General features: G+C 69.9%; 12 protein-coding genes. 10 read left to right on the top strand and 2 right to left on the bottom strand.

What is annotated here, in order from left to right:
- The first annotated feature begins 396 nt into the window (after positions 1-396).
- Both AC07DS_RS44115 and AC07DS_RS44120 read left to right on the top strand, forming a co-directional pair.
- Entirely contained in the window at positions 397-1,938 is a 1,542-nt protein-coding gene (locus AC07DS_RS44115; protein ID WP_479154368.1) for an RNA polymerase sigma factor, read from the top strand.
- Positions 1,939-2,059: 121 nt separating this feature from the next.
- A complete protein-coding gene (locus AC07DS_RS44120; protein ID WP_479154369.1) occupies positions 2,060-2,920 on the top strand; it encodes a S1 family serine peptidase in 861 nt (286 codons plus the stop codon).
- Positions 2,921-3,023: 103 nt separating this feature from the next.
- Here AC07DS_RS44120 and AC07DS_RS44125 read toward each other — a convergent pair whose 3' ends face one another.
- Positions 3,024-3,254 (bottom strand): DUF7455 domain-containing protein, encoded by a 231-nt coding sequence (locus tag AC07DS_RS44125; RefSeq protein ID WP_403958330.1) that lies wholly within the window; start codon positions 3,252-3,254, stop codon positions 3,024-3,026.
- Positions 3,255-3,695: 441 nt separating this feature from the next.
- On the opposite strand from AC07DS_RS44125, the gene AC07DS_RS44130 reads away from it, so the two are divergent.
- From AC07DS_RS44130 to AC07DS_RS44155, 6 genes are all read left to right on the top strand, one after another.
- Positions 3,696-5,819, top strand: coding sequence for a DNA gyrase/topoisomerase IV subunit B (locus tag AC07DS_RS44130; RefSeq protein WP_479154370.1), 2,124 nt, complete (start codon positions 3,696-3,698; stop codon positions 5,817-5,819).
- Between the two features lie 286 nt (positions 5,820-6,105).
- Complete coding sequence (locus AC07DS_RS44135) at positions 6,106-6,627, top strand: DUF1453 domain-containing protein (RefSeq protein ID WP_479154371.1); 522 nt, start codon at positions 6,106-6,108, stop codon at positions 6,625-6,627.
- A complete protein-coding gene (locus AC07DS_RS44140) occupies positions 6,624-7,775 on the top strand; it encodes a sensor histidine kinase (RefSeq protein ID WP_479154372.1) in 1,152 nt (383 codons plus the stop codon). Before AC07DS_RS44135 ends, AC07DS_RS44140 begins: the two co-directional genes overlap by 4 nt.
- Positions 7,772-8,455 carry a response regulator transcription factor gene (locus tag AC07DS_RS44145; RefSeq protein ID WP_393481011.1) on the top strand — a complete coding sequence of 228 codons (684 nt, stop codon included), beginning with the start codon at positions 7,772-7,774 and terminating at the stop codon, positions 8,453-8,455. Before AC07DS_RS44140 ends, AC07DS_RS44145 begins: the two co-directional genes overlap by 4 nt.
- Positions 8,456-8,524: 69 nt before the next feature.
- The gene (locus AC07DS_RS44150) at positions 8,525-9,073 is read left to right on the top strand and encodes a DUF485 domain-containing protein (RefSeq protein WP_479154373.1); all 549 of its coding nucleotides are present in this window, start codon (positions 8,525-8,527) and stop codon (positions 9,071-9,073) included.
- The gene (locus AC07DS_RS44155; protein WP_479154374.1) at positions 9,070-10,662 is read left to right on the top strand and encodes a solute symporter family protein; all 1,593 of its coding nucleotides are present in this window, start codon (positions 9,070-9,072) and stop codon (positions 10,660-10,662) included. Before AC07DS_RS44150 ends, AC07DS_RS44155 begins: the two co-directional genes overlap by 4 nt.
- A 48-nt stretch (positions 10,663-10,710) precedes the next feature.
- On the opposite strand, the gene AC07DS_RS44160 is transcribed toward AC07DS_RS44155, so the two are convergent.
- The gene (locus AC07DS_RS44160) at positions 10,711-11,403 is read right to left on the bottom strand and encodes a response regulator (RefSeq protein WP_479154375.1); all 693 of its coding nucleotides are present in this window, start codon (positions 11,401-11,403) and stop codon (positions 10,711-10,713) included.
- A 159-nt stretch (positions 11,404-11,562) separates the two neighbouring features.
- Here AC07DS_RS44160 and AC07DS_RS44165 point away from each other — a divergent pair, with 159 nt between their 5' ends.
- Both AC07DS_RS44165 and AC07DS_RS44170 read left to right on the top strand, forming a co-directional pair.
- Positions 11,563-12,378, top strand: a complete 816-nt coding sequence (locus AC07DS_RS44165) for an ABC transporter ATP-binding protein (RefSeq protein ID WP_479154376.1) — start codon at positions 11,563-11,565, stop codon at positions 12,376-12,378.
- Positions 12,368-13,246, top strand: a complete 879-nt coding sequence (locus tag AC07DS_RS44170; RefSeq protein WP_479154377.1) for an ABC transporter permease — start codon at positions 12,368-12,370, stop codon at positions 13,244-13,246. The genes AC07DS_RS44165 and AC07DS_RS44170 overlap by 11 nt, the downstream gene beginning before the upstream one ends.
- Positions 13,247-13,285: the final 39 nt, after the last annotated feature.

Below are 13,285 nucleotides of genomic sequence, written 5' to 3' on the forward strand. Positions count from 1 at the left end.
CCCCCCCCCCCCCCCCCCCCCCCCCCCCCCCCCCCCCCCCCCCCCCCCCCCCCCCCCCCCCCCCCCCCCCCCCCCCCCCCCCCCCCCCGCGGCGGGCCGCCCGTGCTTGCAGAGCGGTCCCGGTCGACACAACAGCAATCTCATCTGTCCATGCCTGACCGCTTTTGACCGCTTACGGGGTGTGACTCGGGCCACGCAGATTGGGCGTAACGCTCGCGGGAGCAGCGCGATGACCTAAGAGGTGACAGCCGCGGAGGGAATACGGGCGCCATGACAGGCGCTGTGACTCTTCCCGGCCCCCGCCCGCTCCGTCGGCCCATCCCCAGGCCGGTGGTCGGCTCCTGTCCGCTGTGGACGGGGCCGGAAGCCGTTTTCCAACGTTCCGAGAGGTTGTTCGTGTCGGCCAGCACATCCCGTACGCTCCCGCCGGAGATCGCCGAGTCCGTCTCTGTCATGGCGCTCATTGAGCGGGGAAAGGCTGAGGGGCAGATCGCCGGCGACGATGTGCGTCGGGCCTTCGAAGCTGACCAGATTCCGGCCACTCAGTGGAAGAACGTACTGCGCAGCCTCAACCAGATCCTTGAGGAAGAGGGTGTGACGCTGATGGTCAGTGCAGCAGAGCCCAAGCGCACCCGAAAGAGCGTCGCAGCGAAGAGCCCGGCGAAGCGCACCGCCACCAAGACGGTCGCGGCGAAGACGGTGACCACCAGGAAGGCCACCGCCACCACGGCCGCCCCGGCCACGCCCGCCGCCCCGGCAGCCGACGACCCCGCCGGGGAAGTCGCACCCGCCAAGAAGGCAGCAGCAGCCAAGAAGGCGACCGCCAAGAAGGCGGCCGCGAAGAAGACCGTCGCCAAGAAGACGGCCGCCAAGAAGACCACCGGCAAGGACGACGTCGAGCTGACCGAGGACGAGGTCCTCGAGGACACCAAGGCCGCCGACGAGCCCGAGGGCACCGAGAGCGCCGGCTTCGTGCTCTCCGACGAGGACGAGGACGACGCTCCCGCCCAGCAGGTCGCCGCAGCCGGTGCCACCGCCGACCCGGTCAAGGACTACCTCAAGCAGATCGGCAAGGTCCCCCTGCTCAACGCCGAGCAGGAGGTCGAGCTGGCCAAGCGCATCGAGGCGGGTCTGTTCGCCGAGGACAAGCTGGCGAACTCCGACAAGCTCGCCCCGAAGCTGAAGCGCGAGCTGGAGATCATCGCCGAGGACGGCCGCCGCGCCAAGAACCACCTCCTGGAGGCCAACCTCCGTCTGGTGGTCTCCCTGGCCAAGCGGTACACCGGCCGCGGCATGCTCTTCCTGGACCTCATCCAGGAGGGCAACCTCGGTCTGATCCGCGCGGTGGAGAAGTTCGACTACACCAAGGGCTACAAGTTCTCGACGTACGCCACCTGGTGGATCCGTCAGGCGATCACCCGCGCCATGGCCGACCAGGCCCGCACCATCCGTATCCCGGTGCACATGGTCGAGGTCATCAACAAGCTCGCGCGCGTGCAGCGCCAGATGCTCCAGGACCTGGGCCGCGAGCCCACCCCGGAGGAGCTGGCCAAGGAACTCGACATGACCCCGGAGAAGGTCATCGAGGTCCAGAAGTACGGCCGCGAGCCCATCTCGCTCCACACCCCGCTCGGTGAGGACGGCGACAGCGAGTTCGGTGACCTCATCGAGGACTCCGAGGCCGTCGTCCCCGCCGACGCCGTCAGCTTCACGCTTCTGCAGGAGCAGCTGCACTCCGTTCTGGACACCCTGTCCGAGCGCGAGGCCGGCGTCGTCTCCATGCGGTTCGGTCTCACCGACGGTCAGCCGAAGACCCTCGACGAGATCGGCAAGGTCTACGGCGTGACGCGTGAGCGGATCCGCCAGATCGAGTCCAAGACCATGTCGAAGCTGCGCCACCCGTCGCGTTCGCAGGTGCTGCGCGACTACCTCGACTAGGTCCCGGTCGTACGACGGCGAAGGCCCGGCTCCCCCAGGGGAGCCGGGCCTTCGTGCTGCGCGCAGTCGTGCGGTGGCTGACTCTGGGTGTCCCAGCACCACCGCAGAGTGAGGAGCATGCATGCGCCGTTCCATTGCCCGGGCCCTGATCCGGCCCCTGGTCCTGGCGGCCACGATGACCGCCATACCCCTGATGGGAGCTGCCCCGGCGGTCGCCGACAGCGTGGTCGTAGGGGGTTTCCCGATAGAGATTTCGCAGGCCCCGTATACCGTGGCGCTCTCCAGCCGTGACCGGTTCGGGGGTACGCGCGCGGGGCAGTTCTGCGGCGGAGTGGCGGTCTCCCGGACCACCGTGCTCACCGCGGCCCACTGCGTGGACGACGAGGTCCTGGGAACGCCTCCGAACGAGACGCACGACCTCAAGGTCATCGCGGGCCGTACGGACCTGCTGTCCGGTGAGGGCGAGGAGATTGCCGTACAGGGCATCCGGGTGAATCCGCGCTACGACCCGGTCACCAACTCCGGCGACTTCGCCGCGCTCACGCTTGCCGCGCCGCTGCCGCAGAGCGCGGTCGTGGCCATGGCACAGGCGGGAGATGCGGCGTACAAGGCGCAGACGCAGGCCCTGGTCTCCGGATGGGGTGACACGACCGGCGGCGGCACCTATGCGCATCGGCTCCACGCCGCACGCGTGCGCGTGCTGGCCGACGATCTGTGCGCTCGTGCCTACCCGGGCGGTCTGGACGGCACCTACCGGGCCGATTCCATGCTCTGTGCCGGAGAGGTCGCGGGCGGTGCGGACGCCTGTCAGGGCGACAGTGGCGGCCCTCTGGTGGCCTCAGGGAGGCTGATCGGCCTCGTGTCCTGGGGGAGCGGCTGTGGGCGCCCCGGCAGTCCCGGGGTCTATACCCGAGTGTCCGACGTCCTGCGCACGCTGAAACCGTCCCTCGCTGGTCCGCAGAGGCCCTACAAGGGCACCTGAGGGACTACGTGCGGGCATGAGCACGGGCGGCTGCTCCTGGTGGTGAGGAGCGGCCGCCCGTTCGCTGGCCTGTGCCAGGGCTGGCTCGTCGTCGTGCGAGGTGTCAGCGCTCTTCGTCGGAAGCAGAGCCAGGAGCGGTCGTCAGCCGCTCCGTCTCGTCCTGTATCTCAGCGGCGATCTTCTTGAGTTCCGGCTCGAACTTGCGACCGTGGTGGGCGCAGAAGAGCAGTTCTCCGCCGCTGAGCAGGACCACGCGCAGGTATGCCTGGGCGCCGCAGCGGTCGCAGCGATCGGCGGCCGTCAGCGGGCTCGCGGGGGTCAGAACAGTAGTCACGTCGCCTCTTCTCTAGCTCGACGAGCTGTCGTACCAGGGTCAACATCCAACCAGCCCGAAAACGTTCCCGCTCGTGGCTTTTCCTCGAAAAAATCTTTCCGGGGCTGCTGTCTGCTGCCGGTTGGCGGCGAATGTGCCGTAGTGCGTGTCTTATGTGCTTACGGTTTCGCGCATGTCTTGGGTTCACGTCCTCCCGGCCGGGTTGCCGGTTGTTCATGAGGACGTGCCCGGAGCCTAAATGGTTCATGCCTCCAAGGGAACGTGATATGTACTTCACTCCATCGAGGGATCGAACATGCATGCGAGCCTGGACTAGGCTGACTTCCCGACGAGGGTGGCGTTACAACGGCTCTACCAGGCCTCGGTACCCTCTGAGCGGCGACCGAAGCCGCCCCCTTACCCAAAAGGGGGTCACCTGAAATTCAGCGAGGAGCGAACCGCGTGACCGCCGATACGTCCGTGCCGTCCACAGCGCTGCTGGCAGGAGCAGACCGGGACGGTTCCAACTACACCGCGCGGCACCTGCTCGTCCTCGAGGGCCTCGAGGCCGTGCGCAAGCGCCCGGGTATGTACATCGGCTCGACCGACAGCCGCGGTCTGATGCACTGCCTGTGGGAGATCATCGACAACTCCGTGGACGAGGCCCTCGGTGGCTACTGCGACCACATCGAGGTGATCCTCCACGACGACGGCTCCGTGGAGGTGCGGGACAACGGCCGCGGCATCCCCGTGGACGTGGAGCCCAAGACCGGCCTGTCCGGCGTCGAGGTCGTCATGACCAAGCTCCACGCCGGCGGCAAGTTCGGCGGCGGCTCCTACGCCGCCTCCGGCGGCCTGCACGGCGTCGGCGCCTCTGTGGTCAACGCGCTCTCCGCCCGTCTCGACGTCGAGGTGGACCGCAGTGGCCACACCCACGCCGTCAGCTTCCGGCGCGGTGTGCCGGGGGCCTTCCGGGGGGACGGACCGGACGCGAAGTTCGAGGCCAGGAGCGGCCTGGCCAAGGGCAAGAAGATCCCCAGGACCCGTACCGGTACGCGTGTGCGGTACTGGGCCGACCGGCAGATCTTCCTGAAGGACGCCAAGCTCTCCCTGGAGACGCTGCACCAGCGCGCCCGGCAGACCGCCTTCCTGGTGCCCGGCCTCACGATCGTCGTCCGCGACGAGTTCGGCCTCGGCGAGGGCGGCAGCAAGGGCGAGGAGTCCTTCCGCTTCGACGGCGGCATCAGTGAGTTCTGTGAGTACCTGGCCAGCGACAAGCCGGTGTGCGACGTCCTCCGCTTCTCGGGGCAGGGCACGTTCAAGGAGACCGTCCCGGTCCTGGACGAACACGGCCAGATGACCCCCACCGAGGTCACGCGTGAGCTGGCCGTGGACGTCGCGCTGCGCTGGGGCACGGGTTACGACACCACCCTGAGGTCCTTCGTCAACATCATCGCCACCCCCAAGGGCGGCACCCACGTGACCGGCTTCGAGCAGGCCATCACTCAGACGTTGAACGACGTACTGCGCGCCAAGAAGATGCTGCGTGTGGCCGAGGACAACATCGTCAAGGACGATGCCCTCGAGGGCCTCACCGCCGTCGTCACCGTGCGCCTGGCGGAGCCGCAGTTCGAGGGGCAGACCAAGGAGGTCCTCGGTACCTCGGCGGCCCGCCGCATCGTGGGCAACGTGGTCTCCAAGGAGCTGAAGGCGTTCCTGACCGCCACCAAGCGTGACGCGGCCGCCCAGGCCCGGGTCGTCCTGGAGAAGGCGGTCGCCGCCGCCCGTACGCGCGTCGCGGCCCGCCAGCACAAGGACGCCCAGCGGCGGAAGACCGCTCTGGAGTCCTCGTCCCTGCCGGCCAAGCTCGCCGACTGCCGAAGCGACGACGTCGACCGCAGCGAGCTGTTCATCGTCGAGGGCGACTCCGCGCTCGGCACGGCGAAGCTCGCCCGGAACTCCGAGTTCCAGGCGCTGCTGCCGATCCGGGGCAAGATCCTCAACGTGCAGCGGTCTTCGGTGACCGACATGCTCAAGAACGCCGAGTGCGGCGCCATCATCCAGGTCATAGGAGCCGGGTCGGGCCGTACGTTCGACATCGACGCGGCCCGCTACGGCAAGATCATCATGATGACCGACGCCGATGTGGACGGCTCCCACATCCGGTGCCTGCTGCTGACGCTGTTCCAGCGCTACATGCGGCCCATGGTCGAGGCAGGCCGGGTCTTCGCCGCGGTGCCGCCGCTGCACCGCGTCGAGCTGATCCAGCCGAAGAAGGGCCAGGACAAGTACGTCTACACGTACTCGGACCGTGAGCTGCGCGACAAGCTCATGGAGTTCCAGAGCAAGGGCATCCGGTACAAGGACTCCATCCAGCGCTACAAGGGTCTGGGCGAGATGGACGCCGACCAGCTGGCCGAGACCACCATGGACCCGCGCCACCGCACCCTGCGCCGGATCAACCTCTCCGACCTGGAGGCCGCCGAGCAGGTCTTCGACCTGCTCATGGGCAACGACGTCGCGCCGCGCAAGGAGTTCATCTCCAGCTCGGCGGCGACCCTGGACCGGTCGCGGATCGACGCGTAACCGCTGAGCCGGGCTCCGGCCGACCGGGTCGCTCACCAGGAGCGGGCCGGTCGGCCGGCCCGCGCGGCCGCTCCGTGCGGCGACACCTCGCGCCCGGCCGGCCGCCCCGACCTCGCGACCCGCGCCCCACCGCGGCTCTCTCCACCCGTGGGTGGAGGCGGGCCGACCGCCGGATTCCACCCGCGATCCACCCCTGCTCCGATCTCCTGACCTGCGGATCTCCGTAACTTCGAAGGCGTCGGCAGCACTCGCTCCCGACACCACCTTCTCGCTTGCGGAGGCTTTGATGTCCGGGCTCGCCAACGTGTTGATGATCGTGGCCGTCGTCGCCGTGGTGGTCGTGCGGCAGTTCCGTGCCCGCGCGATCGACACCGACCGGCGCTGGTGGCTGCTGCCCGTGATCCTTGCGGTCGTGGCGCTGCGCGAGCCCGGCATACTCGACGCCCACCACCGCGCCGGATCCGCCGTGCTGCTCGCCGTGGAGGTGCTCATCGGCCTGGCCACGGGCGCCGGCTGGGCCTGGACCACCGGGATCTGGACGGCACCGGACGGCGTCGTGTGGAGCAAGAGCACCAAGGCCAGCGTCGTCGTATGGCTCGTCGGGATCGCACTCCGGGTCGGCGTCTTCGCCCTCGGCGCGGCGTTCGGCGTGCACCAGGACAGCTCGGCGCTGATGCTCGGCCTCGCCGTCACCCTGCTCGTCCGTGCCGGGGTCCTGGCCTGGCGGGCCCGGTCCATCGGCTCCGCGAGCCGTCCGGCCCCGGCGTACGGTGACGACATGCGGTCGGCGTGGAAGGAGCGGGTGTGAAGGACAACGCCTGGACCCGCTGGCCGTCGCGAGAGGCGCTCGGCCGGGCGGGGACCAGCCGGCCCCGGCGCATGATCGCCTGGGCCGTCAGGCTGCTCGTGATCGCCCTGCTCCTGTGGAGCGCCTTCAGCCAGAAGCACGTCGGCATCTGGGGCGCGCTCGCGGCCGCGTCGGGAGTCGTACTGGCCGGCATCGTCTCCTGGGCCTTCTTCCGCACCACCTACGAACACCGGCTGCTGCCGTCCCTGGGGCTCGTCGGCGTGCTCCTGGGGATCGCGCTCGCGGCCCAGGCCACCGGGTTCGAAGGGCCGGCCCTGGTGATCTGGTGCGGCTGCGGGGTCGCCGCCCTGGAGCGGCTGCCGCTCGGGGCCGCCCTGCCCGTGACGTCGGTGGCACTGGCCTCGTACTCCGCGTCCAACAAGGACGTGTGGCTGACCACGGCCGCCACGGTGGCGGGCATGGCCCTCGCCGGATACGTCCTGCGACTGGACGCGGAGGCCCGGGGCAGCGCACAGCGGCTGCTCGCCCAGGAGCGGGCCGCGAGGGTCGCCGAGGCGGAGTCGGCGGCGCTGGGCGAGCGGGCGAGGATCGCCCGGGAGATCCACGACGTGCTGGCGCACAGCCTCTCGGCACAGCTGGTCCACCTGGAGGCGGCCCGGCTGCTGATCGAGCGCGGCGCCGACCGGGAGCAGATCCTGGAGCGCGTGGTCGCCGCCCGGGGCATGGCTCGCGACGGCCTCGCCGAGACCCGGCAGGCACTGTCCGCGCTGCGTGGCGAGCTGACCCCGCTGGAGGACTTCCTGACCGAGATCGTCAGCGGGTCCGACGGTGCCGAGGTCACCGTCACGGGTGAGCGCAGACCCCTGCCGGCCGAGGCGTCCCAGGCCGTGCGCCGGGTGGCGCAGGAGGCACTGACGAACGTCCGCAAGCATGCCCACGGCGCCAAGGTGCATCTGCGGCTCGACTACGGCGCGCACGAAGTGACCCTGGACGTAAGGGACTCGGGCGGCCTGCCGGGCGAACTGACCGGGGCCGGCGGCGGGTACGGTCTGCTGGGGATGCGCGAGCGCGCCGAGCTGCTGGGCGGCTCGCTCGACGCGGGGCCGGACGAGGAGGGGTTCTCGGTGACACTGAAGGTGCCGGTATGACGGAGGCGGAGGGGGAGAAGAAGCCTGCGCGGGTGGTTGTCGCGGACGACCAGACCGTGGTCCGGGAAGGCATCGTGATGCTGCTCGGCCTGCTGCCCGGTGTGGAGGTCGTGGGTTCTGCCGGGGACGGCGAGGAGGCCGTTCGGCTGGTCGGGGAACTCGCCCCCGACGTGGTCCTGATGGACCTGCGGATGCCCCGCTGCGACGGCGTGGAGGCCACGCGGCGGATCCGGGCCCGGTACCCGGGGACCCAGGTCGTGGTGCTCACCACGTACGCGGACGACGAGTCACTGTTCCCCGCGCTGCACGCGGGAGCCCGGGGCTATCTCACCAAGGACGCGGGTGGCGACGAGATCGTGCGCGCCGTGGAGAGCGTCCTGTCGGGGGACGCGGGACTGTCGCCGAGCGTCCAGCGCCGACTGCTGGAACGGCTGTCGGAGCCCGAGCCCAAGCCGGCCGAGGCCGAGGCGCCCGACGGGCTGACCGCGCGGGAGACCGAGGTCCTGGTGCTGATCGGTGAGGGGCTGAGCAACCAGGAGATCGCCCGCAAGCTGCATGTCTCCACCGCGACCGTGAAGACACACATCAACAACCTCTTCGCCAAGACGGGCCTCAAGGACCGGGCGCAGGCGGTGCGTTACGCCTACGGGAAGGGACTGGTGCGGCCCCGCGCGGAGTGAGTCACCTGATGGGGTGAAGAGCCGGGGGAAGAAGAGTCAGGGATCTTCCCGATCTGTCCATCCTTGGACATGCAGTCAAGCAACGGTCGTGCCCGCGGAGCCGGGGACGGTTCCGGGGACCCGGCCGAGAGCCAGGAAGACCCCGGCGCGGTGTCCCGCGACGCGAGGTACGAGGACCCTTGGTACGACGCGCTGGCCACCGGCTGGGGCGAGCTGGACGGCACCGGTGTGCCGGCCCGGGCCGTACCGTCCGCGCGCGGGGAGCAGGACGCGGCGGACCTTCGCGCTCGTGACGTGTACCTCGAGGTGCAGCGCAGCGAGGCCTTCCAGGAGGTGCGCGGCAGGTACCGGCGGTTCGTGGTGCCGGGGGTCGCCGTCTTCCTCACCTGGTACGTGGGGTACGTGGTCGCCGCGACGACCGCTCCCGGATTCATGGCCCGTCCCGTGGTGGGAGCGGTGAACGTGGGGATGCTGGCGGGGCTCGGGCAGTTCCTGACCACGTTCCTGTTCACCTGGGCCTACGCCCGGCATGCGCGGCTGCGCCGGGACCGGGCGGCTCTGGAGCTGCGCTGGGACACCCAGGAACTGACGCGCGGAGCCCAGGGAGGCGCCTTGTGACGGGCGATCACCAGATGCCGGCGCTGCTGCTGTTCAGCGCCTTCGTGGCCGTCACCCTGGGGATCACGACATGGGTGAGTCGCAGGCGGCAGGGTTCGGCGGAGGAGTTCTACGCCGGCGGACGGCTTTTCTCCCCGATGGAGAATGGTTTTGCCATCGCGGGCGACTACATGTCGGCCGCCTCCTTCCTGGGGGTCACCGGGCTCATCGCGCTGTTCGGCTACGACGGGCTGCTGTATGTGGTGGGCTTCCTCGTGGCCTGGCTGGTCGTGCTGTTCCTGGTGGCTGAACTGGTGCGCAACTGCGGGCGGTTCACCCTGGCCGACGTGGTGGCCGCGCGGATGAGCGAGCGGCCGGTGCGGATCGCCGCGGGAACTTCTTCGGTCACGGTGTCCGTTCTGTATTTGGTGGCGCAAATGGTGGGCGCGGGCAGCCTGGTGGCGCTGCTGCTGGGGCGGACGAGCGAGGCGGCCCAAGCCTGGACGGTCATCGGTGTGGGCGCGCTGATGGTGATCTATGTGTCCCTGGGAGGCATGCGGGCCACCACCTGGATCCAGATCGTGAAGGCGGTCCTGCTGCTGGGTGGGACGGTCGTGCTGACCGTGCTGGTGCTGGTGCGGTTCCACGGTGACTTCGACCGCCTGCTGGTCACGGCCGCGGAGCGCAGCGGTCACGGGAGCGCGTTTCTGGCGCCGGGACTGAAGTACGGCGGGAGCTGGACGGCCCGTCTCGACTTCATCAGCCTGGGGCTCGCGCTGGTGCTGGGCACGGCGGGGCTGCCGCACATCCTGTCCCGCTTCTACACGGTGCCGACCGCGCGGGCGGCCCGTCGCTCCGCGGTGTGGTCCATCGGCCTCATCGGCGGCTTCTACCTGATGACGATCGTCCTCGGTTTCGGAGCCGCCGCCGTGGTGGGCCCGGACGTCGTGAGCCGCTCGAGCGCATCCGGGAACACGGCGGTACCCCTGCTGGCGCTGGAACTGGGCGGCGGCGCCGGTTCCACCGGCGGAACGGTTCTGTTCGCTGTCGTCGCGGCCGTCGCCTTCGCGACGATCCTCGCGGTGGTCGCCGGGATCACGCTCGCCTCCTCCGCGTCCGTGGCGCACGATCTGTACGCGTCGCTGCGGCGGCGGCACGTCAAGGCGCGCAGTGAGGTGGCGGTGGCGAGGATCGCGGCGGTCGGCATCGGCGTCGTGGCGATCGCCCTGGGCCTGCTGGCCCGCGACCTCAACGTCGCTTTCCTGGTGGGCCTCGCCTTCGCGGTGGCCGCGTCGGCGAACCTCCCGGTGCTGCTCTACTCGCTGTTCTGGCGTGCCTTCACCACACGCGGTGCGGTGTGGGCCGTCTACGGCGGGCTGATTCCCGCGATCGGTCTGGTGCTGCTGTCCCCGGTGGTGTCCGGCAGCCCGGATTCGCTCTTCCCGGACGTCGACTTCCAGTACTTCCCCCTGCAGAACCCGGGCATCGTCTCCATCCCGCTCGGCTTCCTCGCCGGCTGGCTGGGCACGGTCACCTCGGACGAGTCCGCGGACGAGGCCAAGTACGCGGAGACCGAGGTGCGCTCGCTGACCGGTGCGGGAGCCGTCTAGCCGGCGGCGTCCGCACGGCCCTGGCCCGGCAGACGGCCGCCCGTCCGCCTACGGTGCCACCCACGCGTACCGGTGTTCCGGGCGGCCGGTGTCGCCGTACTTCAGGGAGAGTCGCAGGCGGCCCGCCTGCTCCAGGTGGCGGAGATAGCGCTGGGCCGTGGAGCGGCTGAGTCCGGTTCGGGCGGCGACCTCGTGGGCCGACAGGGGCAGGGCGGCGCTGTGCAGGACGCCGCAGATGAGGTCCGTCGTGGGCTCCGAGTGACCGCTGGGCAGGCCCGGCGCGGACGGCGCGGGGGAGGTGCGTAGGGCGCCGAAGATCCGGTCGACCTGGTCCTGGCCCGTCAGACCCCGATCGCCCACCCGGTCGACGGTGCGGCGCAGGGCCGCGTAGGAGTCCAGTCGGGTCCGCAGGGCGACGAAGGTGAAGGGCTTGACCAGGTAGTGCAGGGCGCCCAGGCGCATCGCCTGCTGCACGGTCGTCACATCGCTGGCTGCCGTGATCATGATGACGTCGGTGCCGTGGCCCTGCTCCCGCATGCGGTGGACGAGTTCGAGGCCGGTCCGGTCCGGCAGGTAGTGGTCGAGCAGGACGAGGTCGATGGCGCCGCGTTCGACGGCGGCCAGGGCCTGGGCGGCGCTGTGCGCGCGGGCGGTCACCCGGAAGCCGGGAACCTTCCCCACGTATTTGGCGTTTATCTCAGCGACGCGGAAGTCGTCGTCCACCACCAGGACGTCAATCATCAGGCCTCTCCTTCAAGGCCGGCGAGCGTTAAGCCCGTGTTTCGTGCTCCGCAGTTGTAGCGCGAGCAAAATGAGCACAACAGGCTCTTGCGAGCAAAAGAACGGCTTGCGCTCACAAGACTGCAGCTGTGGCCGGTGCCACACCTACCGTCCCGGCCCATGAGCACAGACACCAGCCCCGCCATCGAGCTACGGGGCGCGAGCAAAACCTTCAGGACCCCGTCGGGGGGTCTGCACACGGCCGTGCGCGACCTGGACCTCACCGTGCGGCGTGGCGAGTTCGTTGCCGTCGTCGGACCCACCGGCTGCGGGAAGTCCACCACGCTGACCCTCGTCAGCGGCCTGGAGGAGCCCACCGAGGGCGAGGTGCTGGTGGCCGGGCAGCCGGTCGACGGCGTCGGCGACAAGGTCGGCTTCGTCTTCCAGCAGGACGCGACCTTCCCCTGGCGGACGGTCCTGTCCAACGTCATGGCCGGCCCCCGCTTTCGGGGCGTGCCCAAGGCGGAGGCCAGGCAGAAGGCCCGCGAGTGGCTGGCCCGTGTCGGCCTGGCGGCCTTCGAGGACCGCTACCCGCACCAGCTCTCCGGCGGGCAGCGCAAGCGCGTCGCCCTCGCCGCGACCTTCGTCAACGACCCCGAGATCCTGCTCATGGACGAGCCGTTCTCGGCGCTCGACGTGCAGACCCGCGCGCTGATGTCGGACGAGCTGCTGGAGCTGTGGGAGGGCACCGGCGCCTCCGTCGTCTTCGTCACCCACGACCTGGAGGAGTCCATCGCGCTGGCCGACCGGGTCGTCGTGATGACCGCCGGGCCCGCGACCGTGAAGCAGGTCTTCGACATCGACCTGCCGCGGCCGCGCAAGGTCGAGTCGGTGCGCCTGGAGCCGCGGTTCATCGAGATCTACCGCGAGATCTGGGAGTCACTCGGCGAAGAGGTCCGCATCACCCGCGAGAGGGGTGCCGCCCATGTCGCCTGACGTGATGCCCGAGGCCCAGGTCGCGCCGGCCATGAACGGACCCGGCAACAAGACGGACCGCACGCAGTCGCGCGCGCGTGCCGCCCGCAGACGCAAGGTCGTCGTCATGGGCGCCCGCGTACTGCTCCTGATCGCCTTCCTCGGCCTGTGGGAGGCGCTCTCCCGGGCCAAGACCATCGATCCGTTCAACTTCTCGATGCCCTCGAAGGTCTGGGATCAGATCTGGACCTGGGTGATGCACGGGACCGCCCAGGGCTCCCTCGGTGAGCAGATCTGGGCCACGGTCCACGAGGCGCTGCTCGGCTGGGTGCTCGGTGTGGTCGCCGGTGTCGTGTTCGGTATCGCCCTCGGAAGGATCGCCTTCCTCGCGGACGTCCTTGGTCCATACATCAAGGTGCTCAACTCGATACCCAGGATCGTCCTTGCCCCGATCTTCGTGATCTGGTTCGGACTCGGCCCCGCCTCCAAGGTCGCGTCGGCCGTCGTGCTGGTGTTCTTCCCGGTGTTCTTCAACGCCTTCCAGGGCGCCCGTGAAGTCGACCGCAACCTGGTCTCCAATGCCCGGATCCTCGGCGCGAGCGACCGCAGGGTGACGCTCCAGGTCGTCATCCCGTCGGCCACCTCGTGGATCTTCACCAGCCTCCACGTCAGCTTCGGCTTCGCCCTCATCGGCGCCATCGTCGGCGAGTACATCGGCGCGACCAAGGGCATCGGCCTGCTCGTCGCGCAGTCGCAGGGCACCTTCAACGCGGCCGGCGTCTACGCCGCGATGGTCATCCTCGCCGCCGTCGCCCTCGTCGCCGAGGGGCTGCTGACCTTCGCCGAGCGCCGCATCTTCCGGTGGAAGCCGGCCGGCTCCGACAGCTGAACGCCCCCCCCGAACCATCCCCCTTCCGAACGCTTCTGC

It is taken from the genome of Streptomyces sp. NPDC044064, from assembly GCF_056434245.1.